The sequence below is a fragment of the Pseudomonas putida genome, from assembly GCF_028682635.1.
In the GTDB taxonomy this organism is placed as follows: domain Bacteria; phylum Pseudomonadota; class Gammaproteobacteria; order Pseudomonadales; family Pseudomonadaceae; genus Aquipseudomonas; species Aquipseudomonas putida_AE.
Map to the genome: position 1 here is coordinate 15,518 of NZ_JANHLK010000029.1, position 26,224 is coordinate 41,741.

The 26,224-nt window shown below is 61.8% G+C and carries 20 protein-coding genes; 13 read left to right on the forward strand and 7 right to left on the reverse strand.

The window, feature by feature from the left end:
* Position 1 precedes the first annotated feature (1 nt).
* The 3 genes from NPS56_RS26040 to fdnG are packed head-to-tail and all read right to left on the reverse strand — an operon-like array spanning position 2 to position 4,662.
* Positions 2-664, reverse strand: coding sequence for a formate dehydrogenase subunit gamma (locus tag NPS56_RS26040; protein WP_274077294.1), 663 nt, complete (start codon positions 662-664; stop codon positions 2-4).
* Positions 661-1,596 (reverse strand): formate dehydrogenase subunit beta, encoded by a 936-nt coding sequence (gene fdxH / locus NPS56_RS26045; protein ID WP_274077295.1) that lies wholly within the window; start codon positions 1,594-1,596, stop codon positions 661-663. The genes NPS56_RS26040 and fdxH overlap by 4 nt, the downstream gene beginning before the upstream one ends.
* Complete coding sequence (gene fdnG / locus NPS56_RS26050; protein WP_274077296.1) at positions 1,597-4,662, reverse strand: formate dehydrogenase-N subunit alpha; 3,066 nt, start codon at positions 4,660-4,662, stop codon at positions 1,597-1,599. It abuts the gene before it with no gap.
* 307 nt (positions 4,663-4,969) lie between these two features.
* Between fdnG and NPS56_RS26055 the strand changes: the two genes are divergently transcribed.
* A complete protein-coding gene (locus NPS56_RS26055) occupies positions 4,970-6,124 on the forward strand; it encodes a MalY/PatB family protein (protein ID WP_274077297.1) in 1,155 nt (384 codons plus the stop codon).
* Positions 6,125-6,157: 33 nt separating this feature from the next.
* Here the strand turns inward: NPS56_RS26055 and NPS56_RS26060 are convergent, their stop codons facing one another.
* Positions 6,158-7,390, reverse strand: coding sequence for an MFS transporter (locus NPS56_RS26060; protein ID WP_274077298.1), 1,233 nt, complete (start codon positions 7,388-7,390; stop codon positions 6,158-6,160).
* A gap of 232 nt (positions 7,391-7,622) precedes the next feature.
* Here NPS56_RS26060 and efeU point away from each other — a divergent pair, with 232 nt between their 5' ends.
* The 4 genes from efeU (at position 7,623) to efeO (NPS56_RS26080) (ending at position 11,946) form a co-directional block, all read left to right on the forward strand.
* On the forward strand, positions 7,623-8,468 hold the full coding sequence (efeU, locus tag NPS56_RS26065) for an iron uptake transporter permease EfeU (protein ID WP_274077299.1): 846 nt from the start codon (positions 7,623-7,625) through the stop codon (positions 8,466-8,468).
* A gap of 103 nt (positions 8,469-8,571) precedes the next feature.
* A complete protein-coding gene (efeO, locus tag NPS56_RS26070) occupies positions 8,572-9,777 on the forward strand; it encodes an iron uptake system protein EfeO (protein WP_274077300.1) in 1,206 nt (401 codons plus the stop codon).
* Between the two features lie 18 nt (positions 9,778-9,795).
* The gene (gene efeB, locus NPS56_RS26075; RefSeq protein WP_274077301.1) at positions 9,796-11,094 is read left to right on the forward strand and encodes an iron uptake transporter deferrochelatase/peroxidase subunit; all 1,299 of its coding nucleotides are present in this window, start codon (positions 9,796-9,798) and stop codon (positions 11,092-11,094) included.
* A 27-nt stretch (positions 11,095-11,121) separates the two neighbouring features.
* Complete coding sequence (efeO, locus tag NPS56_RS26080) at positions 11,122-11,946, forward strand: iron uptake system protein EfeO (RefSeq protein WP_274077302.1); 825 nt, start codon at positions 11,122-11,124, stop codon at positions 11,944-11,946.
* Positions 11,947-12,076: 130 nt separating this feature from the next.
* On the opposite strand, the gene pssA is transcribed toward efeO (NPS56_RS26080), so the two are convergent.
* Complete coding sequence (pssA, locus tag NPS56_RS26085; RefSeq protein WP_274077303.1) at positions 12,077-13,420, reverse strand: CDP-diacylglycerol--serine O-phosphatidyltransferase; 1,344 nt, start codon at positions 13,418-13,420, stop codon at positions 12,077-12,079.
* Between the two features lie 217 nt (positions 13,421-13,637).
* Here pssA and NPS56_RS26090 point away from each other — a divergent pair, with 217 nt between their 5' ends.
* The 4 genes from NPS56_RS26090 (at position 13,638) to NPS56_RS26105 (ending at position 15,787) form a co-directional block, all read left to right on the forward strand.
* Positions 13,638-14,201: a TetR/AcrR family transcriptional regulator gene (locus NPS56_RS26090; protein WP_274077304.1), complete on the forward strand. Its 564-nt coding sequence runs from the start codon at positions 13,638-13,640 to the stop codon at positions 14,199-14,201.
* A gap of 57 nt (positions 14,202-14,258) precedes the next feature.
* Complete coding sequence (locus tag NPS56_RS26095) at positions 14,259-14,735, forward strand: nuclear transport factor 2 family protein (RefSeq protein WP_274077305.1); 477 nt, start codon at positions 14,259-14,261, stop codon at positions 14,733-14,735.
* Positions 14,736-14,760: 25 nt separating this feature from the next.
* On the forward strand, positions 14,761-14,946 hold the full coding sequence (locus NPS56_RS26100) for a hypothetical protein (protein WP_274077306.1): 186 nt from the start codon (positions 14,761-14,763) through the stop codon (positions 14,944-14,946).
* A gap of 61 nt (positions 14,947-15,007) precedes the next feature.
* Complete coding sequence (locus tag NPS56_RS26105; protein WP_274077307.1) at positions 15,008-15,787, forward strand: TSUP family transporter; 780 nt, start codon at positions 15,008-15,010, stop codon at positions 15,785-15,787.
* Here NPS56_RS26105 and nudC read toward each other — a convergent pair.
* Together nudC and NPS56_RS26115 are read right to left on the reverse strand one after the other, a co-directional pair.
* The gene (gene nudC, locus NPS56_RS26110; RefSeq protein WP_274077308.1) at positions 15,755-16,585 is read right to left on the reverse strand and encodes an NAD(+) diphosphatase; all 831 of its coding nucleotides are present in this window, start codon (positions 16,583-16,585) and stop codon (positions 15,755-15,757) included. The genes NPS56_RS26105 and nudC overlap by 33 nt on opposite strands.
* 7 nt (positions 16,586-16,592) lie before the next feature.
* Entirely contained in the window at positions 16,593-17,405 is an 813-nt protein-coding gene (locus tag NPS56_RS26115; protein ID WP_274077309.1) for a crotonase/enoyl-CoA hydratase family protein, read from the reverse strand.
* A 559-nt stretch (positions 17,406-17,964) separates the two neighbouring features.
* Between NPS56_RS26115 and glgA the strand changes: the two genes are divergently transcribed.
* The 4 genes from glgA to NPS56_RS26135 are packed head-to-tail and all read left to right on the forward strand — an operon-like array spanning position 17,965 to position 26,206.
* Positions 17,965-19,551 (forward strand): glycogen synthase GlgA, encoded by a 1,587-nt coding sequence (glgA, locus tag NPS56_RS26120; RefSeq protein WP_274077310.1) that lies wholly within the window; start codon positions 17,965-17,967, stop codon positions 19,549-19,551.
* A gap of 12 nt (positions 19,552-19,563) precedes the next feature.
* Complete coding sequence (treZ, locus tag NPS56_RS26125; protein WP_274077311.1) at positions 19,564-21,360, forward strand: malto-oligosyltrehalose trehalohydrolase; 1,797 nt, start codon at positions 19,564-19,566, stop codon at positions 21,358-21,360.
* Positions 21,357-23,435, forward strand: a complete 2,079-nt coding sequence (malQ, locus tag NPS56_RS26130; protein WP_274077312.1) for a 4-alpha-glucanotransferase — start codon at positions 21,357-21,359, stop codon at positions 23,433-23,435. The genes treZ and malQ overlap by 4 nt, the downstream gene beginning before the upstream one ends.
* A complete protein-coding gene (locus tag NPS56_RS26135) occupies positions 23,432-26,206 on the forward strand; it encodes a malto-oligosyltrehalose synthase (RefSeq protein ID WP_274077313.1) in 2,775 nt (924 codons plus the stop codon). Before malQ ends, NPS56_RS26135 begins: the two co-directional genes overlap by 4 nt.
* The last annotated feature ends 18 nt before the right edge of the window (positions 26,207-26,224 follow it).

The window sequence follows — 26,224 nt, forward strand, 5'->3', positions numbered from 1 at the left end:
GTTATCCTTTTTTGCCCAGCGGTGGGTCGGGACGCGGACGCTCGTCGTCACGGGTCACTTCGCGGTACCAGAGTTCGTGATGTTTCCTGGCCCAGGCGCGGCTGACCCAGCCATGCAGCATGGCGTTGACCGAGCCCTTGATCCAGATGCCGGCGTAGATGTGCACGATGATGCAGAGGATCAGCACGAAACCGGCCAACGCGTGCAGCAGCATCGCCCAGCGAATCGTGGTGATGCCGAAGTACTCGCTGAAATACGCGCGCCAGATCACCAGACCGGTGAACAGCAGTCCCAACATGCACAGCAGTAAAGTCCAGAACAGCAGCTTCTGCCCGGGGTTGTACTTGCCGATGGGGGGCACGCCCTCCTCTTCGTTTTTCATCACCCGGTCGATGCGCCGCAGCCACAGGCGATCGTTGTCGATGAAGTAGTTGGCGCGCCAGAACTGCACCACCAACCCGAGGAACAACACGAACATCACCACGCCCATGAACGGGTGCAGGATGCGCGTCCAGGGCCCGCCACCGAACAGGTGGCTCAGCCAGAACAGCGCCGGATGAAACAGCGCCAGCCCGGACAGCCCCGCCATGAAAAACAGGATCGCCACCAGCCAGTGGTTGGTGCGCTGGTTGGCGGTATAGCGCAGGATCTGTTTGCGGATCATGGCCTGTCCTCCCGCTTCGGATCATAGGTGTGCACCGTCGGATCGACTTCATGTACGGCAGGATCGATGGGCGGCGGCAGCTCATCCTCCTCGACCACCTGCGGGCCGACGCGCACGTAGTGGAAAAATCCAGCCAGTACCGCCAGTCCCATGGCCAACAGGCCCAGGGGTTTGCTCACACCTTTCCACAGATCGACCAACGGGCTGATCACCGGATCGCTCGGCAGGCCGGCGTACAGCTTCGGCGTATCGGCGTGGTGCAACACATACATCACGTGAGTGCCGCCGACACCGGCAGGGTCGTACAGCCCGGCGTTGTCGAAGCCGCGACTCTTGAGGTCGACGATGCGTTCGGCGGCGTGTTCCTTCATGTCCTGCTTGGAGCCGAACACGATGGCGCCGGTCGGACAGGTTTTCACGCAGGCCGGCTCCAGCCCCACCGCCACCCGATCCGAGCACAGGGTGCATTTGTAGGCCTTGTGGTCCTTTTGCGAGATGCGCGGAATGTTGAACGGGCAACCGGTGATGCAGTAGCCGCAGCCGATGCAGTGATCCTGGTTGAAATCGACGATGCCGTTGGCGTGTTTGATGATCGCCCCGGGACTGGGGCACGCGGCCAGGCAACCGGGTTCGGCGCAGTGCATGCAGCCGTCCTTGCGGATCAGCCATTCGAGGTTGCCGGCGTCGGTTTCGTGCTCGGTGAAACGCATCAGGGTCCAGGTTTCTGCAGTCAGGTCCTGGGGGTTGTCGTAGGTGCCGAGGTTGTGGCCGACCTCGTCGCGCAGCTCGTTCCATTCCGAGCAGGCGACCTGGCAGGCCTTGCAGCCAATGCACTTGGTGGTGTCGATCAGCTTGGCGACTTCCTCCTGGTCGCGTACCGATGGGGGCACGGTGGTGGTGGCCGAGCGGGCAATGATGTCTTGGCTGGCCATTTAGACTTTCTCCACGTTGACCAGGAATGACTTGGATTCCGGGGTCTGGGTGTTGCCATCGCCGAGGAACGGCACCAGGGTGTTGGTCAGGTAGCCGTGGCGCGTGAGCCCGGTGAAGCCCCAGTGCAACGGGATACCGATCTGGTGCACCACCTGGTTGTTGACCTGCAGCGGACGAATCCGCTTGGTCACCACCGCCACCGCTTCGATGAAGCCACGCTTGCTGCTGACCCGCACCCGGTCGCCGGCGACGATGCCTTTTTCCCTGGCCAGCACTTCGCCGATCTCGACGAACTGCTCGGGCTGGGTGATCGCGTTGAGCTTGCAGTGCTTGCTCCAGAAGTGGAAATGCTCGGTCAGCCGGTAGCTGGTGGCGGCGTACGGGTAGTCCTTGGCCACGCCCAGGGAATCCCAGACCGAATCGAAGATCCGCGCCGCCGGGTTGCTGGTGGCTTTCTTGTTCTGCGGGTGCAGCGGGTTGATGCCGATCGGCGTCTCGAACGGCTCGTAGTGCTCGGGGAATGGGCCTTCGTTCATCTTGTCGACGGCGAAAAACCGCGCCACGCCTTCGGGGTTCATGATGAATGGATTCATCCCCGCTTCCGGCGCCACGTCAGCCTTGAAGTCCGGCACATCGGTGCCGGCCCAGGATTTGCCGTTCCACCACACCAGGCGCTTTTTCTCGTCCCAGGGCTTGCCTTGCGGGTCGGCCGAGGCGCGGTTATAGAGAATCCGCCGGTTCGCCGGCCAGGCCCAGGCCCAACCCTGGTGCTGGTGCATGCCATAGGGGTCGTTGTTGTCACGCCGGGCCATCTGATTGCCGGTTTCGGTCCAGCTGCCACAGAAAATCCAGCAACCGGACGCCGTGCCGCCGTCGTCCTTGAGCTGGCCGAACCCGGCCAGTTGCGTATTGCCCTTGATCAGCGCCCCCGTGGCGTCGGTAAAGTCGGTGACGGCGTAGCCGTTGACCTCCTTGGCCAGTTCTTCCGGTGACGGTTCGTCGGGCACCTTGTACGGCCACGACAGTTTCAGCAGCGGGTCGGGATAGGCCCCGCCATCGGCCTGATAGCGCTGGCGCAGGCGCAGGAACAGCTCGCTCATGATGCGGATGTCGGTGTACGACTCTCCGGGACCGTCGGCGCCCTTCCAGTGCCATTGCAGCCAGCGACTGCTGTTGACCAGCGAGCCGTCTTCCTCGGCAAAACAGGTGGTGGGCAGGCGAATCACTTCGGTCTGGATGTCGGCGCTGTTGACGTCGTTGTACGGCCCGACCTTTTGCCAGAACTCCGAGGTTTCGGTGGCCAGCGGATCCATCACCACCAGCCACTTGAGCTTGGCCAGCGCGGCCATCACGCGGTTCTTGTCCGGCAACGCCGCAATCGGGTTGAAGCCCTGGCACATGTAGCCGTTGACCTTGCCCTGGCCCATCAGGTCGAACACCTTGAGGATGTCGTAGTTGGGAATGTCCAGTTTCGGCAGATAGTCGTACGCCCAGTTGTTTTCCAGTGTGGCATTGGCGCCGTACCAGGCTTTCATCAGGCTCACGTGGAATTTGCTGTAGTTCTGCCAGTAGGACAGTTGCCCGGGCCGCAGCGGTTTCTGCGTGCGCTTGAGGATGTAGGCGTTGTAGTCCTGCTCGGCATCGCCGGCCAGCGTGAGATAACCCGGCAGCGCGTTGGACAGCAGGCCCAGGTCGGTCAGGCCCTGGATATTGGAATGCCCGCGCAAGGCATTCACGCCCCCGCCCGGCATGCCGACATTGCCCAGCAACAGTTGCACCATCGCCGCGCTGCGGATGATCTGCGCGCCGATCGAGTGCTGGGTCCAACCCAGCGCATAGAGGATGGTCATGGTCTTGCCCGGCGTCGAGCAAGTGGCGATCTCCTCCCAGATTTTCTGCATCGCATCGACCGGCATGCCGCAAATCTGGCTCGCCAGTTCGATGTTGTAGCGGCTGTAATGCTGCTTCATCAGTTGATAGACGCAGCGCGGGTCCTGCAAGGTCGGGTCGACTTTGGCAAAACCGTCTTCACCGAGTTCATAGCCCCAGCCGGACTTGTCCGTGTACGTACGCTTGGCCGCGTCATAGCCACTGAAAATCCCGTCCTCGAAGCCATAGCCGGCTTTGACGATGAACGATACGTCGGTGTAGTTGCGCACGTATTCGTGCTGGATCTTGTCCTCGGTCAACAGGTAATTGATCAACCCGCCCATGAAGGCGATGTCGGTACCGGTGCGGATCGGCGCGTAATAATCGGCCACCGAGGCGGTCCGGGTAAAACGCGGATCGACCACGATCAGCCGCGCCTTGTTGTGCGCCTTGGCTTCGGTCACCCATTTGAAGCCACATGGGTGCGCTTCTGCTGCGTTGCCGCCCATCACCAGGACCAGGTTCGCGTTGGCGATATCGGTCCAGTGGTTGGTCATGGCTCCACGGCCGTACGTCGGGGCAAGACTTGCCACCGTCGGGCCGTGTCAGACACGCGCCTGGTTATCGAACCCCAGCATGCCGAGGCTGCGCACCACCTTGTGGGTGATGTAGCCCGCTTCGTTGGACGCCGCCGATGCCGCGAGAAAACCCGTGGTGAGCCAGCGGTTGACCGTCTGGCCCTGGTCGTTCTTCTCGATGAAGTTGGCGTCGCGGTCGGCCTTCATCAGGTCGGCGACGCGATCGAGCGCTTCATCCCAGGAAATGCGCGTCCACTCACTGCTGCCGGGCTTGCGCACCTGCGGGTATTGCAGGCGGCCGGGGCTGTGAATGAAGTCGAGCAAACCTGCGCCTTTGGGGCACAGGGTGCCGCGGTTGACCGGGTGGTCGGCGTCGCCTTCGATATGGATGATGTTTTGCGCGACGTTCTTGGCAGTATCGCCCTGGCTGTACATGATCAACCCGCAACCGACCGAGCAATACGGGCAGGTGTTACGGGTTTCATGGGTGTGGGCGATCTTGAAGTGGCGCACCTGCTCGGCGAAGGCGGCAGTCGGGGCCATGCCCAACGCGCCCAGGCTCGAGCCTGCAAGGCCGATACCGGCGACCTTGAAGAACTGACGACGGCTGAGGTCCATCGTGCACTCCTGATCAGGTGGAAATCCGCTGCTTTGGCGGGTTTTTCTGGACAATCACGGTGGCGGCAGTCTGGCTACCGCCTCTTGAATTTTAGACAAGGCTGTCGAATTCACCATGAGAACCGACCGTCGGGCGACGCGCCCCCTGTAGGAGCTGCCGAGTGCAACGAGGCTGCGATCTTTTGATTTTTTTAAAGCAAGATCAAAAGATCGCAGCCTGCGGCAGCTCCTACAGGTCCCGCTCGCTCCCACAGGGATTGGCGCTTATCATGGCCACCATGATTAACCGGCCTTTACGAGACTGCGCATGACTTTCGATTTTGATCAGGTGTTCGATCGCCACGACACTGGCAGCACCAAATGGAGCCGCTATCCGGCCGACGTGCTGCCGATGTGGGTCGCCGACATGGATTTCGCCGCGCCGCCGGTGATCGTCCAGGCCCTGCAAAAGCGCCTGGAACACCCGCTGCTCGGCTACAGCATGGCCAAGGACGATTTGCGCGAAGCCATCGTGGCCGATTTGTGGAACAAGTACGCCTGGCGTGTCGAGCCGCAGGAGCTGATCTTCCTGCCGGGCGTCGAGTCGGGCTTCAACATGGCGCTCAAGGCGCTGGTACAGCCGGCACAGAACGTGGTCGTGCAAGTGCCGAACTACCCGCCCCTGCGTCACGCGCCAGGCCATTGGGGCCTGAACAAGGTCGAACTGACCTTCAACCCGCAGCCGGACGGCACCTACGCCACGCCACTGTCGACCTTGAACGAGTCCCTGCAAGGCGGCGGCGCGCTGCTGCTGAGCAACCCGCACAACCCGTTGGGCAAAACGTTCGGCCGCGAAGAACTGCTGGCCATTGCGGACATCTGCCTGGCCAACGAGGCCTGGATCATTTCCGACGAGATCCACGCCGAACTGTGCTTCGACGGCCGCCAGCACCTGCCGATGGCGTCCCTGAGCCCGCAAATCGCCCAGCGCACCATCACGTTGATGTCGGCCAGCAAGGCCTACAACATCGCCGGCATGAAGACCTCGTTCATGATCATCCAGGACCGCCACCTGCGCGAGAAGGTCAATCATGCCCGCTGCGGCATGGTCGACAGCGTCAACCCGCTGGGCATGGAAGCCACCCGCGTCGCCTACAGCGAAGCCGCGCCGTGGCTCGCCGCATTGAAAGACTACCTGCAAGCCAACCGCGATTACCTGGTCGACGCCGTGCGCAGCCGTTTGCCGGGCATCACCCTGAACGTGCCGCAAAGCACTTACCTGGCCTGGCTCGATTGCTCAGCGCTGGGGCTGGATAACCCGCAACAGTTCTTCCTCGAACAGGCCAAGGTCGGTCTGAGCCCCGGCCTGGATTTCGGCGATGACTGCAAACAGTTCGTGCGCCTGAACTTCGGCTGCCCGCGGTCATTGCTGGAAGAAGGGATTGCGCGGATGGAGCGTAGTTTGCGGCATCGTAACGCTTGATCCTGTCATGTCCGGTAGGAGCCAGACTGGCTCCTACAGTTTTTGAGCTCGCCTTGGCATGACCGTAAAAGCCGCCAGCACAATCAACAGTGTTCCTACGGCACTGACGATTGCCGTGAGGGAAAGGGTCTGGGAGTAACCCACCAGCCCGCCGACGACTCCGCTTCCTAGATAAATGAAGGGGTGCAGTCCACTGGTAAAGAACGTATCGACCGCCACCACTTTGCCGAGGTCCTTCTCGGGAGAAAGTGTCTGCATCGCGGTGGCCCATCCCGTCAACCAGGCCGCTTCGACGATGCCCACGAAGGTCGCCCCCAGTATCGCCATCCAGAACGAGCTTCCCATGCCGAGAAGCGCCATCGCGCCAGCCAGCAGCAAGCCGCAGGCCACGGCAAGACTGATCAGTCGCTCATGGCCGCAAGCGAGAACCGTGATGACAGATCCAATGCACGCACCGAATCCCGATGCGGCCAGACACAGTCCCCACATTTCCTGACTGAAGCGATCGCTGATGGCATAGGGAGCGACGACCAGAAAAATCGGAAAGCACAATACGTTCACCACCAGCGTGGCTGCAAAACCCAGCGAGAGCATGGAATTGCCGGTAATAACGCTAATGCCGCTGACCGCTTCTCGGATCGAGATCCCCTCCTCGCACTCACGTCGCTCTATATCGGGCAACTTCGCCGTATAAACGGCAGCGCAAAAGAACGTCAGACCATCGATCAAGATGCCCCAGACCGGGTCCCAGAAAATGATGAACACGCCCAGCGTCGCGGGAAACAGCACAGCAACCAGGTTATCGACAAAGTTCATCGCACCATTGCCGGCAACCAGTGCTTGCTTGGGCAGCAAATTGACGAGCAGTACCTGGGCACACGGACGGGATACCCCGATGCCGATGCCAAAGATCAGATAGGCAAAGATCAGGCACCACCAAGGCGCACCGCAGAAGATCAGCGCCACGGCGGTGAGCTGCGCAATACCCCGAGCCATATCGGTGTAAATCAGCACCTGTTTCGCCGACTGTCGATCCGCCAGCAAACCTCCGGCCAAGGCCCCCATCACGGTACCTACCCCGACTGCCGCCATGACAAAACCGAACACGTCCGCTGCGAATCCACTTCGAATAAGGGCTATCGGCAACGCGGCCAGGCAAATTGCGTCACCGGCCATCGAGAGGCTTTGCCCGATGAGCAAATTGCGAAAAGATGAGACGTTCAGCGCTTCGGTATACGGTGAAAAGCGATCGACAATAGAGATCATGAGTAATCGTCCATGAGGCCCATGCTTGCGTCCTGATTTAAGTGCGTAGCGAGTTTGCCAGCGAAGGCGTCCTGAAGCCGGATGCAATATCCAGCGGCCCCATCGCCAGCAAGACGGCTAACATCTTAACGATTGTTCAGCTTAGGTTCAGGTAACTGTCAATCACTCCCATATGGGAATGAGTGTCATTATGTTACAACTTAGCACCCTATCTAATTCCTCACGGTGCTGAATGCTCGTTCCTTTCCTGATCATGCTGCGCGAAGGCATTGAAGCCGCGTTGATCGTTGGCATTATCGCCAGTTATCTCAAGCAGACCGGCCGCGGCCAATGGATGCCCGCGGTGTGGGTCGGGGTGTTCCTCGCCGCCGCCCTCGCGCTGTTGGTGGGCGGTGGCCTGGAGTTGGTCAGCGCCGAGTTTCCGCAGAAGCAGCAGGAGCTGTTTGAGGGTCTGGTCGGCTTGGTAGCGGTCGGCATTCTCAGTTCCATGGTGTTCTGGATGCGCAAAGTGGCGCGTTCGATCAAGCACTCGCTGCACGTTTCCCTCGATCACGCGTTGGCCGGCACCCGGAACCAGGTGTTCGCGCTGATCGCCATGGTGTTTTTCGCCGTGGCCCGCGAAGGCCTGGAGACGGTGTTTTTCCTGCTCGCGGTGTTCCAGCAAAGCGAAGGCCCGGCGGCCCCCTTGGGCGCCCTGCTCGGCCTGGTGCTGGCCATCGTCGTCGGTTTCCTGATCTACAGCGGCAGCATGCGCCTCAATCTCGGCGCGTTTTTCCGCTGGACCGGGCTGTTCATCCTCGTGGTGGCGGCGGGAATCCTGGCCAACTCGGTGCAGGCGCTGCATGAGGCCGGGATCTGGAATCACTGGCAGACCGTGCTCTTCGATTTCAGCACCTCGCTGCCGATGGACGGCCCACTGGGTTCGGTGCTGGCCGGGATGTTCGGTTACCAGGACGCCCCGACCGTCAGCACCCTCGGGGCCTATCTGATTTATCTGCTGGTGGCGGCGGTCATGTTCTTCATCCCTGCACCGCGCCCCAGTAGGAGCGAGCTTGCTCGCGATGGTCGTGAACGATAACGCGCCAAACCAGATTTCCAGCGGCGCCCAATGGTTTTTCGCGAGCAAGCTCGCTCCTACAGGGTTAGTCCATTCCCCCCGCTTCCAGTCAGTAAGGGCAACCATGCCAGATCAAACTCCACCTCAGGTCTCCCCACCCCGAGCCTTGCGCTGGGCGGTGGCCGGTTCGGTGATCGTGATGATCGCCGCCGGCGGCCTGTTCTACTATGCCGCGCAATTGGCCGCGGCCAAGCGCGAACGCCAGGCCAACCATGACCAGGTGCTGGTGACCATTGCCGGCCACAGCTGCGAGCCGAACGCCCTGACGGTGCCGGCCGGGCGTTCCAGTTTTCGCATCGTCAACCGCTCCGATCGCGCGGTCGAATGGGAAATCCTCGACGGTGTGCTGGTGATCGAGGAACGGGAAAACATCGCGCCGGGACTGAGCCAGGTGATCAACGCCAACCTGCTGCCCGGCGATTACACCATCACTTGCGGCCTGCTGAGCAACCCGCGCGGCACGCTGCACGTTACCCCGACGGCGGCGTCGGAAGCCGCCGCCAAGGCCGGGCCTGCCTTACTGGCGTTTGTCGGGCCGCTGTCGGAGTACCGCGTGTACCTGAGCAGTCAGGGTACGGCGCTGATCAAGGCCGTCGCGGCGCTGGAGCAAGCCATTGGGGCCGGCGACCTCGAACAGGCGCAGGCGCTGTACCTGCCCGCGCGCGCTGCATATCAGAGACTGGCGCCCGCCGCTCAACGCCTGGGGCAATTGGACAACGCGATCAATGCCCGTGCGGACTACTTCGAAAAGCGCGAACAGGATCCGGGTTTCGTGGGCTTCCATCGCCTCGAATATGCGTTGTTCGAGCAACGCAACCTCGACGGCCTGGCACCGTTTGCCCAACGCCTGCTGACAGACGTCACGGCGCTCAAGCAACAGTTGCTGGCCCAGTCCCTGGCGCCGGAGCAACTGGTGAGCATCGCGGTGCGCAATCTCGACAACATCGCACAGGTAGGCGCCAGCACGGGCGAAGAGGAGCGCTACAGCCACAGCGACCTCAACGGCTTCGCCGGCAACCTGGACGCCAGCCGCAAGGTGGTCGAGCTGCTGCGCCCATTGCTGGGCAAATCCGCCGCGCCACTGCTGGCAAACATCGACACGGCCCTGGCCGACTTCGATGGCGAACTCAACGGCTTCAAGGTCGGCGACGGTTATGCCAGCTACGACAGCGTCAGCGCCGAACAACGCCAACAGATCGCCGACAAGGCCAAGGCACTGGCCGCCGCACTCGATGCCATAGACCCCGCCCTTGGCCTTTCCGGCCTGTAAGCAGAAGACGACTTTCAGATGAACGATTCAGAGCAATTCAACCTTCAGCGCCGCCGGGTCCTGATGGGCATGGGCGCCGCCGGTGTCGCACTGGCAGGTGGAGCCTTGAGCTGCCCGGCCATGGCCGCCAGCCCCGCGCAAGTGACCGAGGCGCCCAGCAGCGAGCGCACCCATGACCGCCATGATTTCCATGGCAAACACCAGAGCGGCATCATCACCCCACGCCCGGCGTCCGGCATGCTGGTGGCCTTTGATGTGCTGGCCAGCGATCGCGATGACCTGGAGCGGCTGTTTCGCACCCTGAATCAACGCATTGCGTTTTTGATGAAGGGCGGCCCGGTGGCCCAGGTCGATCCGAAACTGCCCCCGGTGGATTCGGGGATTCTCGGGCCGGTGGTCACGCCGGATAACCTGACCATCACCGTGTCTGTGGGCGCATCGCTGTTCGACGAGCGTTTCGGCCTGAGCGACGTCAAGCCCAAGCGTTTGATCCGGATGGTCGGCTTCCCCAACGATGCGCTGGAAGCCGATTGCTGCCACGGCGACCTGAGCGTCCAGTTCTGCGCCAACACCGCCGATACCAACATCCACGCCCTGCGCGACATCGTGAAGAATCTGCCGGACTTGCTCCTGGTGCGCTGGAAGCAGGAAGGCAGCGTGCCGCCCCAGGCCCCGGCCAAACCGGGTATGCCGGCACAGAGCGCGCGCAACTTCCTGGGTTTTCGCGACGGCTCGGCCAACCCCGATTCCAACAATGCCCAAGCCATGGACCGCATCGTCTGGGTTCAGCCCGGCAGCGACGAGCCGGCCTGGGCGGCCAATGGCAGCTATCAGGCGGTGCGGATTATCCGCAACTTCGTCGAGCGCTGGGACCGTACGCCGCTGCAGGAACAGGAAAGCATTCTGGGCCGGGTCAAGGCCAGCGGTGCGCCCATGGGCGGCCAGCATGAATCGCAAGTCCCCGACTATGGCAAGGACCCCCAAGGCAAGCTGACCCGGCTCGACGCGCATATCCGCCTGGCCAACCCGCGCACCGCCGCGACCCAGGCCAACCTGATCCTGCGCCGGCCCTTCAACTATTCCAACGGTGTAAACAAGAACGGCCAACTCGACATGGGTCTGCTCTTCATCTGTTACCAGGCCGATCTGGAGAAAGGCTTCATTGCCGTGCAAACCCGACTCAACGGCGAACCGCTGGAGGAATACCTCAAGCCAGTCGGCGGCGGGTACTTCTTCACCCTGCCGGGTGTCACCGGTGACCAGGATTTCCTGGGCCGCTCGCTGCTTGAAGCCACACAAGCCAAAACAACAATCTGACCACCACAACCCTGACGGAACCGCCCCATGAAAAAGTCGCCACTCGCGTTATTGCTGACCCTAGGCTTGCTCAACTCCCCGCTTTCGGCATTCGCGGCAACGGCGCCGCTGGAGTTGGTGCAGCCGATTTCGGACTACAAGATCTACGTCACCGAGCAACTGGATGAACTGGCCAGCCACACCCGGCAGTTCACTGACGCGGTGAAAAAAGGCGACCTGGCGACCGCGAAAAAACTCTATGCGCCGACGCGCGTCTACTACGAGTCGATCGAGCCGATCGCCGAGCTGTTCAGTGACCTCGATGCCTCGATCGACTCCCGCGTCGACGACCACGAAAAAGGCGTGACAGCCGAAGACTTCACCGGCTTCCACCGCATCGAGTACTCGCTGTTCTCGCAAAACAGCACCCAGGGCCTGGGGGAACTCGCCGATGGCTTGAACAAGGACGTCACAGACCTGCAAACCCGCGTCGCCGGCCTGACCTTCCCGCCGGAAAAAGTCGTCGGCGGCGCCGCGGCGCTGCTGGAAGAAGTCGCCGCGACCAAAATCTCCGGTGAGGAAGATCGCTACAGCCACACCGACCTTTATGACTTCCAGGGCAATATCGACGGGGCGAAGAAGATCGTCGACCTGTTCCGGGCGCAGATCGAGAAACAGGACGCGGCGTTTGTTGCCAAGGTCGATAAGAACTTTGCCACGGTGGACAAGATCCTGGCGAAGTACAAAACCCAGGATGGCGGATTCGAGACTTACGACAAGGTGAAGGAGAATGATCGCAAGGCGTTGGTTGGGCCGGTGAATACGCTGGCTGAGGATTTGTCGACGTTGCGGGGAAAGTTGGGGTTGAACTGAGATTTGTAGCGTCTGGGCGGACGCTTTCGCTGGCAAGCCAGCTCCTACAGGGTTTTAGGTCGATCACGTAATTATGTGATCGACGTTGAACCTGTAGGAGCTGGCTTGCCAGCGAAGCTTTTTTTCGGTCTTACAGAATGCGGTAGAGCAACCGCTCAACCCTCACCCTGCTCACCCGCTTGAGAAACTTCGCCACCCCCGCCGGGTAATCCGGCAGGGTTTGCAGGTCCTGGTAGCGCTCGATGCGCCGGGTGTGCTGGAAAATCTGCGCAAGCTCAGTGCGGCGCGGTTCCAGCAGTTCGTTGTGCGGATCGTCGATCAGCAAGGCGTTTTCCAGGTCGAGACGAAACGCCCGCGGGTTGAGGTTATTGCCGGTCAGCAAGGTGTAGCGCTGATCGACCCACATGCCCTTGAGGTGATAAGTGTTGTCGCCGTCCTTCCACAGGTGCAGGTTCAACTGGCCGCTGTCGATGTTGCGCTGATGCCGCTTGGCAAAACGGCGCAGGCTGATCTCGTACAGATACGGCAGCGCCGAAATCACCTTGAACGGTTCGCTCGGCGGGATGTAGAAATCGTTGGCGGTCTTGTCACCGACCACGATGTCGATCTTCACCCCCCTGGCCAGCGCCCGATTGATCTCCCGGGTCACCGCCAATGGCAGGTTGAAGTAAGGCGTGCAGATGGTCAGCTGATGCCGGGCGCTGGCGATCAGCTCGATGATCACCCGACTCAACGGGTTGTTCTTGCCGACGCCCAGTAACGGGCTGACCGACAATCCACTTTTATCCGTAGAGCCCTGGGTGGTGTCGTAGGCCGCGTGCTTGAGGCGGCTACGCAGGTCGCCGATGTCGTTGCGCAGGCTGCGGGTGGTCGGCAGGTTTGGCAGGTCCAGGCGATGCACCGCCTTGGAGGCCACCAGGCCGTGTTGCACCAGGTGATGCATCGAGTCGGCCAAGGCGCGGTTGTGCAGCAGGTGGTAACGGTCGTAACGGTACTTGTCGAACTGGTGCAGGTAGACGTTATTCAGGCTCGCACCGCTGTAGAGCACGCAGTCATCGATGACAAAACCCTTCAGGTGCAGCACGCCGAATAGCTCGCGGGTCTGCACCGGTACGCCATACACCGGCACGACGCTTTCACGGGTGCGGGTCATTTCCTGATACCAGGCCGAGTTGCCCGGCTGCTTGCCGGCACCGATCAGCCCGCGCTGGGCGCGCAGCCAGTCAACGACCACCACCACGTCCAGGTGCGGACGCGCCAGTTTGGCAGCGTGCAAGGCATCGAGAATTTCCTGGCCGGCCTCGTCCTGTTGCAGGTACAGCGCGACGATATAGATGCGCTGGGTGGCGCTGGCGATTTTTTCCAGCAGGCAACGACGGAACTCGGCGGCGCCAGAGAGGATGGTGACGGCATCGGCGGTCAGCGGAAAACTGCGCAGTTTAGGCAGCAGGGAGCGTTTGAAAAGCGACGGCATAGGGCTCGCAATGGGTCGAATCCGAAGAGCTTGAGAGCTTACACCATCGTTCGGTTTGGGTCTTGTTGGTGTCTGATCGGACGCCTTCGCTGGCAAGCCAGCTCCTACAGTTTGATCGCACTCCCCTGTAGGAGCTGGCTTGCCAGCGAAGGCTTTTTAATGAACGCCGCAAAAATAACATTTGACCAAGGAGAACGATCGTTCTACTGTTGGCCACATGAACGAAATCAATAGCAATTACACCCGCGACATCATCCTGGACGTCACCGAAAAGTTGATCTACAAAAGTGGCATTTCCGCCACTGGCATGGATCTCCTGGTGAAAACCGCCGGCGTCTCCAGAAAGAGTATCTACCGCTACTTCGCCAACAAGGAGGAGCTGGTCGTCGCCGCCCTGCAACGCCGGGACCAACGCTGGATGCACTGGTACAGAAGCGAAGTCGACCAGGCACCCACCCCGGCCGAGCGCTTGCTCAACCTGTTTACCGTGCTCAAGGCCTGGTTCGCCTGCGAAGGCTTCCGCGGCTGTGCATTCATCAACACCAGCGGCGAAACCGGCGACCCGCAAGACCCGGTTCGCCTGGTCGCCAAAGACCACAAGCAGAAGCTGCTCGACTACGTGTGCGAGCTGTGTACCGAGCATGGCGCCGAGGACCCGCAGATGCTGGCCAAGCATCTGCTGATCCTGATCGACGGAGCCATCACCGTCGCGCTTGTCATGGGTGACTACAGTGCCGCCGATAATGCGCAATGCATGGCGCGAAAGTTATTGGACCTGTAAGTACAACATCAAGTACCGACAACTTGTTTGAACTTTAACTTACCAGGGAGACATGAAATGTCTAACGCCGAAGTCCGTCCGCCATTGCCGCCATTTACCCGTGAATCGGCCATCGAAAAAGTGCGCCTGGCCGAAGATGGCTGGAACTCCCGCGATCCGGAACGTGTATCGCTGGCCTACACCCTGGACACGAAATGGCGCAACCGCGCCGAGTTCGCCAACAACCGAGAAGAAGCCAAGGGCTTCCTGACGCGCAAATGGGCCAAGGAACTGGACTATCGGCTGATCAAGGAGCTCTGGGCCTTCACCGACAACCGCATCGCCGTGCGATATGCCTATGAATGGCACGACGATTCGGGCAACTGGTTCCGCTCCTACGGCAATGAAAACTGGGAGTTCAACGAGGACGGTCTGATGGCCCGGCGCTTCGCCTGCATCAACGACATGCCGATCAAGGAAAGCGAGCGCAAGTTCCACTGGCCGCTGGGACGTCGGCCTGACGATCACCCGAGCCTGTCGGACCTCGGCCTGTAACACCGCCCCCCTTGTAGGAGCGAGCTTGCTCGCGACGGACGTCAACGATAACGCGCGCTTTCTGGCTAAACGCGCCGTTCTCCAGTCCATCGCGAGCAAGCTCGCTCCTACAACGATTTGGGTGTTTCAGGCGCAATTTGCTGCTGCGCTGTTGGCACAGCAACAGTTCAAGCTAAAAGGGGCCAGCCAGGTCGCAGCCAGAGTTGGATGAAGGTAAGATACCGGCCCTTCCCCGCAGCCCTTTGCTGCCCCCCGCCGATTAAGCCGATTCCATGCCTTTCGAACTCAGCGTTGACCTTACCACCCTGGCCATCCTGGCCTTTGTCGCTTTCATTGCCGGTTTCATCGACGCCATCGCCGGAGGTGGCGGGCTGTTGACCACCCCGGCCTTGCTGACCGCCGGCCTGCCGCCGCACCTGGTGCTGGGCACCAACAAACTCAGTTCGACCTTCGGCTCGGCCACTGCCAGCTTCACCTTCTACCGCCGCAAGCTGTTCCACCCCCGGCAGTGGATGCACGCCATCGTCGGCACCCTGGTCGGCGCGCTGACCGGCGCCGTGGTCGCGCATTACCTGCCGGCGGAATGGCTGAACAAGATGCTGCCGGTGATCGTGTTTGCCTGCGGGCTTTACCTGTTGTTTGGCGGCACGCCGAAAGCGCCGCTGGACAGCGACGCGCCGATCAGGAAAAAGTGGCAATCGACCCAAGGCTTCACCCTGGGTTTCTACGATGGCGTGGCCGGCCCCGGCACCGGTGCGTTCTGGACCGTCAGCAGCCTGCTGATGTACCCGATCGATCTGGTCAAGGCCAGCGGCGTAGCGCGCAGCATGAACTTCGTCAGCAACATTGCGGCGCTGTCGGTGTTCGTGTTTTCCGGGCAAGTGGACTGGATCATTGGCCTCTGCATGGGCCTGTCAGTGATGGTCGGGGCTTTCTTCGGCGCTCGCACCGCCATCAGCGGCGGCGCGAAGTTCATTCGTCCGGTGTTCATCACCGTGGTGCTGGGCCTGACCGTACGGCTAGCCTGGCAGCACTGGTTCAGCGTGGCCTAGGCGCCGCGCCACGTAGACGTCGATCAGGTAACGGGCAATCGAGCGTGACGCCGGCAACGGCGGCAGCTCATGTACGTTGAACCACTGGGCGTCTTCGATCTCGTCCTCCTGGCAGACGATCTCGCCACCGGCATATTCCGCATGGAAGCCGAGCATCATCGAGTGCGGGAACGGCCAGCACTGGCTGCCCAGGTACTGGATGTTCTTCACCTCGATCTGCACTTCTTCACGCACCTCGCGAATCAGGCAATCCTCCGCCGATTCGCCAGGTTCGGCAAACCCCGCCAACGTGCTGTAGACCCCGGCAACAAAACGTGGCGAGCGTGCCAGCAGCACTTCATCGCCACGGGTCACCAGCACGATCATGCTCGGGGAAATCCGCGGGTAGCTGCGCAAGTCACACGGCTGGCAATACATGGCCCGCTCGCGCGGCACCTGGGTCATGGCCTGGCCGCAGTTGCCGCAAAAACGGTGCTCGCGGGCCCAGGTGCCGATCTGCGCGGCGTAGCCCAGTACCTTGAACAGGGTGTGATCGCCCTCGAGCATGAATGCCCGCAAGCCTTTCCAGCCGCAGCCCGGCACATCGCCGGGGGCGCGCAACTCCAGCAAATAGACGGGCTCGCCATCCAGATGGCCGATGCCGTGCTCGGCGAGTATCGGCAGGTCCTGGCGCTTGAGCCATTCGCGCGGGAACAGTGCGCCGTTGTCATCGAACAAAAAGCCTTCGGGGCTGCGCGCTACCGCCCAGCCGCCGGGTTGGTCGGTGTCCAGTACTGCCGTGGTCCAGCGTGGAGTCATTTTTCACTCAATCCAGAAATTCGGGTTTCTGTTTGCTCATATGGGCGGCCATGGCCACGCGCAGATCGGTGGATTGCAGCATGGCGGCGTTCCAGGTGGCGACGTATTCCAGGCCGTCGTCGATGCGATGATCGCGCATGTAGCTGATCATCTCCTTGGTGCCAGTAATGGCAATCGGCGACTTGCTCGCAATCTCCCGGGCAATGCCCATGACGCCGTCGAGCAGGCTGGCGGTATCGCTGTAGACGCGATTGACCAGGCCCATGCCGCGTGCTTCTTCGGCGCCGAAGGTGCGACCAGTGTAAGCCAGCTCACGCAGCATGCCGTCCCCGATGATCCGCGGCAAGCGTTGCAGCGTGCCGACGTCGGCGGCCATGCCGATGTCGATTTCCTTGATCGAGAATTGTGCGTCTTCGGCGGCGTAGCGCATGTCGCAAGCGGCGATCAGGTCGATGGCGCCGCCCAGGCAATAACCCTGGATGGCCGCAAGCACCGGTTTGCGGCAATGGTCGACCGCATTGAAGGAAGCCTGCAGGTTGAGGATCTTGCGCCGCAGCAAGCGCGCATTGCGCCCCACGTCCTTGCCCAACTCATTGGCTACGCCGGCCAGCATCATCAGGTCGATGCCGGAGGAGAAATGCTTGCCGGCGCCACTGATCACCACCACCCGAACTTCGTCGGTGTCGTCGATCCACCGGAAGATCTCGATAATCTCGGTCCAGAAGGCAGCGTTCATCGAGTTGATCTTTTCCGGGCGGTTGATCTGCACATGGGCAACTTTATCCACCAGTTCGACGTTGAACGCTGTGTACTGAGACATGCTAGTGATCCTTTACCGGGCAAAAAAAGAGCCCGAACTATAACAAGGCACCACGGCTGGCGGTAAGGCAGTGGTTCGGCCAAAAGCGGGACGCGGGCGAGCGCACCATAACAGTGCTTGCGCACCGCGACGCTACGCACATCCATATGACTGCCACGTGACTTTTTGAGGCCAAAACGCATAAAAACCTGCACTTCGTCGGTGCGTTCGCACCGGTATCCGGCACGTTCGTACCTAAATCAACCGATTGTCGAACAATTTTGCCATCAGCGCTTTACCGCTCTAAGTTCTGGCCTAGACTGATTTTCGCGGGGGAGACCGGTCGGTCACAAAGTGGAAAAAAAGTGGAAACTTTTGCCCCACGTGTCCGGTCGAGTGAAAGGTAGGTGCGTTGCGACTGGTGCAATCCTTGCAATGGTTAATTCACCCATACTGCCTCAACGCATTTGGGGAGCGCTTGCTCGCCGACGCGTAGCGCTTTTGCGCATGGCCACACCCATTGGCCACGAAACACCGTTTGCCAGACCTGAGAATTAGATCAACAACACGGGAGATTCATATGATTAGTGCGGCTTTGGATGTTCAGGGAGAGCTGGCTCATCAGCAGGTCGGCGAATCGAGCGCCGTGAGTGCTCCCAGCGCGCAACCGATCAGCGTTACCGGGACCCGGACGCTGACACCGGTGGCCAGCCAGAATCCCAACAAGAAGAAAGTGTTGTTCGTCACCTCCGAGATTGCCGACCTTGTGAAGACCGGTGGCCTGGGCGACGTTTCCGCCGCACTGCCGCGGGCCATGGCGCATCTGCACGATGTGCGGGTACTGATCCCTGGCTATCCGCAGGTGATGCACAGTGAAAACCCGATTCACATCATCGGTGAACTCGGCGGTCACGCGGCGCTCCCGCCGTGCAAGATCGGGCGCATGGACATGCCCGACGGCCTGGTCATTTATGTGTTGATCTGCCCTGAGCTTTACGAGCGCGAAGGTTCGCCCTATGGCGCCAACAACGGCCGCGACTGGCCGGACAACCATATCCGTTTCGCCCGCCTGGGCCTGGCCGCCGCCGATATCGCCGCCAACCTCGCACAAATCCACTGGTGCCCGGACCTGGTGCACGCCCATGACTGGCCGGCCGGCCTGGCCCCTGCCTATATGCACTGGCGTGGCCAGCGCACGCCCACCCTGTTCACCATTCATAACCTGGCGTACCAGGGCGTGACGAGCCTGGGATCCTGCCCCGAGCTGGGCATTCCGCAGCACGCCCTGCAACAGGAAGGCATGGAGTTCTACGGCAAGATGTCGTTCCTCAAGGCCGGCATGGCCTATTCGAGCCACATCACCACGGTCAGCGCCACTTACGCCCAGGAAATCACCACCCCGGACTTCGGCTGCGGTCTGGACGGCTTTCTCGCCGCCAAGACCCAGCAAGGCCTGCTCAGCGGCATTCCCAACGGCATCGATGAAAGCTGGGATGCGGCCACCGACCCGCACTTGTTCTGCCCCTTCAAAATCGGTGATTGGGACGGCAAGGCGGTCAACGCCGCCCATGTCCGCCAGTTGTTCGGTCTTCAGGACAGCGAAGGCCCGCTGTTCGCCGTGGTCTCGCGCCTGGTTTACCAGAAAGGCCTCGACCTGACTGAAGCGGTCTCCGAATACATCGTCAAATCCGGTGGCCAGATCGCAATCATTGGCCGTGGCGAGCCGGAAGAAGAGCAGGCCATGCGCGAACTGGCCCTGCGTTTCCCCGGGCAGATCGGCGTGCGCATCGGCTTCAATGAAACCGATGCCCGGCGGATGTTTGCCGGCAGCGATTTCCTGTTGATGCCGTCGCGCTATGAACCGTGCGGCCTGAGCCAGATGTACGCCCAGCGCTTCGGCTCGTTGCCGGTGGCGCGCAATACCGGCGGCCTGGCGGACACCATTGAAGACGGCGTGACCGGCTTCCTGTTCGATGAATCGACGGTGGAGAGCTATCAGGAAGCCCTGAGCCGCGCGTTCAAGGTCTTCGAATTCCCCGGCCTGCTGAACGCCATGCGCTGCCGCGCCATGGCCGCACCGTTCAACTGGTGCAAGGCGGTCGAACCTTACGCTGAACTCTACGAACAGCTTGTAGCCAAAGCTTTGGGGAAATCGCACAAACAGTAAGAGGCTTTAGAGATGCCGTTACGGACCCTTGAGACCTGGCCCCACGGCGCAATCAAACTGGACCCGCAAAACACGCGATTCGCGTTGTGGGCTCCCGATGCGTTCTACGTCAGTGTCGAGCTGGAAAATGGACAGTCCTTGCCGTTGTTGCCCCAGGCCGACGGCTGGTTCGTGATCAACACCCGTTGCCCGGCGGGTACGCGCTACCGCTACAACATCGATGGCGAGCTGGAGGTGCCGGACCCGGCCTCCCGCGCCCAGGCCGGGGACATTGACCAGTACAGCGTGGTGGTCGACCCGCTCGCCTACCAATGGCGGCACACCACCTGGCTGGGACGCCCCTGGAACGAAGCGGTGATCTACGAGCTGCACGTCGGTGCGCTCGGCGGCTTCGCGGGTGTCGAGCAACAGCTGGCGCACCTGGTCACGCTTGGGATCACCGCGATCGAGTTGATGCCGATCGCGCAGTTTCCCGGCGAGCGTAATTGGGGCTACGACGGGGTGCTGCTGTATGCGCCCCAGGCCTCCTATGGTTCTCCCGAGCAGCTCAAGCACCTGATCGACACCGCCCATGGCCTTGGCCTGGCGGTGATTCTCGACGTGGTCTACAACCACTTCGGGCCCGATGGCAATTACCTGCATCGCTACGCCAAGGGCTTCTTCCGTGAAGACCGGCACACGCCTTGGGGAGCAGCCATCGATTTCCGTCGGCGCGAGGTGCGCGACTTCTTCATCGACAACGCCTTGATGTGGCTGCTGGAGTACCGTTTCGACGGCTTGCGCCTGGACGCGGTCCACGCCATCGAAGACCCGGATTTCCTCCAGGAACTGGCCCAGCGGGTGCGCGAGCAGAGCGATCCGTCGCGCCATGTGTGGCTGATGGTGGAAAACGAACATAACCAGGCCAGCCTGCTCGAGCAGGGCTTTGATGCGCAGTGGAACGATGACGGGCACAACGCCCTGCACGTGCTGCTGACCGGCGAAACCGATGCCTATTACGCCGACTATGCCGAAAACCCCACCGAACAACTGGCCCGCTGCCTGAGCCAGGGCTTTGTGTTCCAGGGCCACGTCAACCGCCACGGCGAGTTACGCGGCGAGCCCAGCGGGCATTTGCCACCCACTGCGTTCGTGCTGTTTTTGCAGAACCACGACCAGATCGGCAACCGCGCCTTTGGCGAGCGCCTGCATCAACTGGCCCACCCCGAAGCGTTGAAAGCGGCGACGGTGCTGTTGCTGCTGTCGCCGATGATCCCGCTGATGTTCATGGGCGATGAGTTTGCCGCCGAACAACCCTTCCTGTTTTTCACCAGCCACCATGGCGAACTGGCACGGCTGGTGCGCGAAGGACGGCGCAATGAGTTTGCCGCGTTCAGTGCCTTTGCCGACCCGCATAAACGCGAACAGATTCCCGATCCCAACGCACCACAGACTTTCGAAGCATCGCGCCCTGCCCTTGCCTCCACCACGCCATCGGCGGTCCATGACTTCTATCGGCAACTGTTGCAGATCCGGCATCGGCATATCATTGCGTTTTTGCCCGGTACCCACGCGCTGGATGCCGAGGTGCTCGGCACCGCAGCGGTGAGCGCGTCCTGGCGCCTGGGCGATGGCAGCCACTTGCGCATCGACCTCAACCTCAGCGCCAAGCCAATTCGCCACACGCCACCGGTCAATGCTTCTTTACTGTTCGAACAGCCGCCTGGGTCCGGTCAACAGCTGGATCAAGGCACCTTGCCCCCGTATTGCGCGCTTGTCAGCCTCACGGCCGCGGCCCCTTTGCTACCCCTTGATGGAGAGCGCCAATGAGTGATGCGCAACTGGAAATCCTGGCCACCCGGGCCGGCCTTGCAGTCGACTGGATCGACGCCAATGGCCGCCCGCAAAAAGTCGCCCCCGCGGTGCTGCGCAACGTACTCACCGGTCTCGGCCACCCGGCCGGCAGCGCCCAGGAAATCGACGCCAGCCTGGTCGAATTGCAACAGGTACAGGAAACCCGGCACCTGCCGCCGCTGATCACCGCCGATGTCGGGGTTGGACTCAACCTGGCGCACTTTTTCGAGCCGCTGACACCCTGCGAGGTCCATCTCGAAGATGGCTCGCACCTGAGTCTGAAACTGGATGCCGAGGCCATCCTGCCCGGGCTGATTCCGGTCGGTTACCAGCACGTCGACATCGATGGTCAGAGCTTCACCCTGGCCGTGGCCCCCGCCCGCTGCTACAGCGTGGGCGATGCCGTGGACAGCCCGATCCCGCGTACCTGGGGCTTGAGCGTGCAACTGTACGCCTTGCGCCGTGCCGGCGATGGCGGTTTTGGCGACACCCAGGCGCTGGAAGACCTGGCCCGAGTGGCCGGTGAACGCGGCGCCGAAGCCCTGGCGATCAGTCCACTGCATGCCATGTTCGCCAACGACACCCACCGCTATAGCCCCTATTCGCCTTCCAGCCGTCTGTTTCTCAACAGCCTGTATTGCGCGCCGGGAGCGATTCTTGGTGAGCGCGCGATGCGCACCGCAATCGATGCCACGGGCCTGGCCGCCGAGCTCAAGCACCTGGAAGAGCTACCATTGATCGACTGGCCGACCGCCGCCGAAGCCAAGCATCGGCTGTTACAGGCGCTGTACGAAGGCTTCGTGCAGGGCGAACATCCGCTGCACGCCGACTTCAGCAGCTTTCGTCATGCCGGGGGTGAAGCGCTGGAAAATCATTGCCGCTTCGAAGCCATTCAAGAGGCACGCCTGACCCAAGGGCAAAGCCTCGATTGGCGTGAATGGCCGGAGCAGTGGCGCAACCCGCGCAGCGCCGCCCTGGCCGAATTCGCCGAAGAGAATGCCGGACGCATCGGCTTCTTCGCCTTCTGCCAGTGGCTGATCACCCGGTGCCTGGAGCGCGCGCAAGCCGCCGCCCGCAGCAGCGGCATGGGCATTGGCCTGATTGCCGACCTGGCCGTGGGTGCCGATGGCGGTGGCAGCCAGGCCTGGAGTCGCCAGGACGAACTGCTCGCCTCCCTCACCGTTGGCGCGCCACCGGACATTCTCAACCGCACGGGCCAGGGTTGGGGCATTTCCGCCTTCTCCCCCGAAGGCCTGGTGCGCAATGGCTTTCGCGCTTTCATCGAAATGCTGCGGGCCAACTTCGCCCACGCCGGGGGCCTGCGAATCGACCATGTCATGGGCCTGCAACGCTTGTGGGTGATCCCCAATGGTGCGTCGCCAGCCGATGGCGCCTACCTGTATTACCCGCTGGACGACTTACTACGGCTGTTGACCCTTGAGTCCCATCGCCATCAGGCCATTGTGCTCGGTGAAGACCTGGGCACGGTGCCCGATGGCCTGCGGGAAAAACTCAGCGCCCGCGCCATGCTCGGGATGCGCGTGTTGCTGTTCGAACAGGACAACACCCACTTCAAACCGATCCTCGACTGGCCGGACAACGCCCTGGCCACCACCAGCACCCACGACCTGCCCACGCTCAATGGCTGGTGGCATGGCCGCGATATCGACTGGAACGCCCGCCTCGGCCTGGTCGATGCCAGCGCTGAAATCGAGTGGCGCCAGCACCGTGAGCGCGAGCGCGAAGGCCTGCGCCGGACCTTGAGCCAGGACCCGCAGAACTTTCGCGAAGAGTCCCATGAAACCGATCAGGTGCTCGACGCCAGTGTGCGTTTCCTCGGCCACACCCGCGCGCCGCTGGTGCTGCTGCCGCTGGAGGATGCGCTGGGCATCGAACAGCAGGCCAACCTGCCCGGCACCATCGATACGCATCCCAACTGGTCGCGACGGCTGCCCGGGTACAGCGAAGCGCTGCTCGACGACCCGGACGCCGCCCGGCGCCTGGAACTGCTCGCCTGCGCGCGACTTCAGGCGGCCGAGCGTGACCAATGAATCAAATCAACATCGAACCACTACGGGCCACCCTGCGACTGCAATTTCATAAAGGCTTCACCCTCGACGACGCCGTGCCGCTGGTGCCCTATTTTGCCCGCCTGGGCATCAGCCATGTCTACGCCTCGCCGCTGCTGAGCGCCCGCGCCGGTTCGATGCACGGTTATGACGTGGTGGACCCGACCAGCGTCAACCCGGAGCTCGGCGGTGAACCGGCATTGCGTCGCCTGGTCAGTGCCCTGCGCGCGCAGAACATGGGGTTGATCCTCGATATCGTCTCCAACCACATGGCGGTCGGCGGTAATGACAATCCCTGGTGGCTGGACTTGCTCGAGTGGGGACGCCTGAGCCCGTACGGCGAGTTCTTCGATATCCAGTGGCACTCGCCCGACCCCTTGATGGAAGGCCAGTTGCTGTTGCCGTTCCTCGGCAGCGACTACGGCATCGCCTTGCAGGACGGTACCCTCGCGCTGCGTTTCGATGCGAAGCGCGGCACGTTTTACGTCGAGCATTACGATCATCACTTTCCGATCTGCCCCAGCCAATACGGCGAACTGCTCAAGGCCGATGCCGAGCCGCTGAAATTACTGGCGGACCGCTTCAGCACCTTGAGTTACCAGACCGACGCCTACAGGCTGGCGATTCCGTTAAAAGAGGAGCTACGGGAACTGGCCTGCGATCCGGCGCTGATGCAAACCATTGAAGACAATCTGCAGGCCTACGACTCAAAGACCAGCGAGGGCTTCCAGCGCTTGCACGACTTGCTGGAACGCCAGAGCTACCGCCTCGCCAGTTGGCGTACCGCCGCGGACGACATCAACTGGCGGCGTTTTTTCGATATCAACGAGCTGGGTGGCTTGCGCGTAGAGCGTCCGGCGGTGTTCGAGGCGACCCACGCGAAGATTTTCCAGTTGGTAGAGCAAGGCCTGGTCGACGGGTTGCGCATCGACCACATCGACGGCCTCGCCGACCCGCGGGGCTACTGCCGCAAACTGCGGCGCCGGGTCGACAGCCTGGCACCGGGCCGGCACCTGCCGATCTATGTGGAAAAAATCCTTGGCGAGGGCGAAAGCCTGCACCGCGACTGGTCGGTGGATGGCACCACCGGCTACGAATTCATGAACCAGTTGTCGCTGTTGCAACACGACCCCGAGGGTGAAAAAAACCTTGGCGAACTCTGGCAGCGCTACAGCGAGCGCCCGGCTGACTTCCGCCAGGAAGCACAACTGGCGCGCCAGCAGATTCTCAATGGTTCGCTCGCCGGGGATTTCGAAAGTGTTGCCCAGGCCCTGTTGCAAGTGGCCCGGGATGACCTGATGACCCGCGACTTGACGCTTGGGGCGATCCGTCGGGCGTTGCAGGAACTGATCGTGCATTTCTCGGTGTATCGCACCTACATCGGTGCCCTGGGGCGTTCGACCCAGGACGAGGTGTTTTTCCAGCAAGCCATGGAGGGCGCCCGCCAGACTTTGAGCGAAGCCGACTGGCCAGTGCTTGAGTGCCTGGCAGGTTGGCTGGGCGGCGAGGCCTGGCGAAACCGCCCGGCCGGTCGCCTGCGTAAACGGCTCAAGCATGCTTGCGTGCGATTCCAACAGTTGACGTCACCTGCCGCGGCGAAGGCCGTGGAAGATACCGCGTTCTATCGCTCGGCGGTGCTGCTGTCGCGCAATGACGTTGGCTTCAGCACCGAGCAGTTCAGCGCCCCGGTGGCCGATTTTCATGGGGCATGCGCCCAACGCCTGGCCAATTTTCCGGACAACCTGCTCGCCACCGCGACCCACGATCACAAGCGTGGCGAGGATACCCGGGCGCGCCTGGCAATCTTGAGTGAACGCAGTAAATGGTACGTCGAACAGGTCGGCCTGTGGCGCGCCCTCGCCCGCCCGTTGCGCGACGATGACCAGATGCCGTCTGCGGGCGATGAGCTGATTCTCTATCAGGCACTGCTCGGCAGTTGGCCGCTGGAGTTGCACCTCGACGACCAACCGGCCTTGGAGGACTACGCCAAACGCATCAGCCAATGGCAACGCAAGGCCCTGCGTGAAGCCAAGCTGCAGAGCAGCTGGAGCGCTCCGAACGAGGTTTACGAACAGGCCACCGAGAGCTTCACCCAGCGCCTGCTGTTGAGTCCGGAAGGTGATCTGCTGCGCAGCGCCCTCGGCAAGGCCGCCCGCACCATCGCCTTGCCCGGCGCCCTCAACGGATTGGCGCAAACCTTGCTGCGCATGACCGTGCCGGGCGTGCCGGACCTCTATCAGGGCGCTGACTTCTGGGACTTCACCCTGGTCGATCCGGACAACCGCCGGCCGGTGGATTACGCCAACCGCCAACAGGCCCTGCAGCAATCGCTGGATCTGCCTGATCTGTTGACGCATTGGCGCGACGGGCGCATCAAGCAAGCGTTGATTGCGCAGACTTTGAACCTGCGGGCCGAGCACGCCGACCTGTTTCGACGCGGGACCTACCAACCCCTCGAAGTCATCGGCAGTCAGGCCAATCGGGTGCTGGGATTTGTACGTGAATGGGAGGGCAAGCGCGCCATCGTCATCGTGCCGATCCGTTGCTCGGCTCTGCTGGAAAACAGTGCCGGGCCTCAGGTAGACGCGCTGCAGTGGGGCGACACCCGGGTCAGTTTGCCCTTCACAACCGCCGAGGAAAATCTGAAGGGACTTTTTACAAGCGTCGCAGTCACAAAAAACAGGGAGCTGATGATCAGCGCCGCGCTGGGGGATTTCCCGGTCAATCTCTTTATCCAAACTACCCACACTTGAGTTCAGTTCAGGAGCAAT

Bases quoted from the DNA above. Each gene is read 5' to 3' on its own strand.
- NPS56_RS26040 (WP_274077294.1), bottom strand. From the start codon at position 664: ATGATCCGCAAACAGATCCTGCGCTATACCGCCAACCAGCGCACCAAC.
- fdxH (WP_274077295.1), bottom strand. From the start codon at position 1,596: ATGGCCAGCCAAGACATCATTGCCCGCTCGGCCACCACCACCGTGCCC.
- NPS56_RS26055 (WP_274077297.1), top strand. From the start codon at position 4,970: ATGACTTTCGATTTTGATCAGGTGTTCGATCGCCACGACACTGGCAGC.
- NPS56_RS26060 (WP_274077298.1), bottom strand. From the start codon at position 7,390: ATGATCTCTATTGTCGATCGCTTTTCACCGTATACCGAAGCGCTGAAC.
- efeU (WP_274077299.1), top strand. From the start codon at position 7,623: ATGCTCGTTCCTTTCCTGATCATGCTGCGCGAAGGCATTGAAGCCGCG.
- efeO (WP_274077300.1), top strand. From the start codon at position 8,572: ATGCCAGATCAAACTCCACCTCAGGTCTCCCCACCCCGAGCCTTGCGC.
- efeB (WP_274077301.1), top strand. From the start codon at position 9,796: ATGAACGATTCAGAGCAATTCAACCTTCAGCGCCGCCGGGTCCTGATG.
- efeO (WP_274077302.1), top strand. From the start codon at position 11,122: ATGAAAAAGTCGCCACTCGCGTTATTGCTGACCCTAGGCTTGCTCAAC.
- pssA (WP_274077303.1), bottom strand. From the start codon at position 13,420: ATGCCGTCGCTTTTCAAACGCTCCCTGCTGCCTAAACTGCGCAGTTTT.
- NPS56_RS26090 (WP_274077304.1), top strand. From the start codon at position 13,638: ATGAACGAAATCAATAGCAATTACACCCGCGACATCATCCTGGACGTC.
- NPS56_RS26095 (WP_274077305.1), top strand. From the start codon at position 14,259: ATGTCTAACGCCGAAGTCCGTCCGCCATTGCCGCCATTTACCCGTGAA.
- NPS56_RS26105 (WP_274077307.1), top strand. From the start codon at position 15,008: ATGCCTTTCGAACTCAGCGTTGACCTTACCACCCTGGCCATCCTGGCC.
- nudC (WP_274077308.1), bottom strand. From the start codon at position 16,585: ATGACTCCACGCTGGACCACGGCAGTACTGGACACCGACCAACCCGGC.
- NPS56_RS26115 (WP_274077309.1), bottom strand. From the start codon at position 17,405: ATGTCTCAGTACACAGCGTTCAACGTCGAACTGGTGGATAAAGTTGCC.
- glgA (WP_274077310.1), top strand. From the start codon at position 17,965: ATGATTAGTGCGGCTTTGGATGTTCAGGGAGAGCTGGCTCATCAGCAG.
- treZ (WP_274077311.1), top strand. From the start codon at position 19,564: ATGCCGTTACGGACCCTTGAGACCTGGCCCCACGGCGCAATCAAACTG.
- malQ (WP_274077312.1), top strand. From the start codon at position 21,357: ATGAGTGATGCGCAACTGGAAATCCTGGCCACCCGGGCCGGCCTTGCA.
- NPS56_RS26135 (WP_274077313.1), top strand. From the start codon at position 23,432: ATGAATCAAATCAACATCGAACCACTACGGGCCACCCTGCGACTGCAA.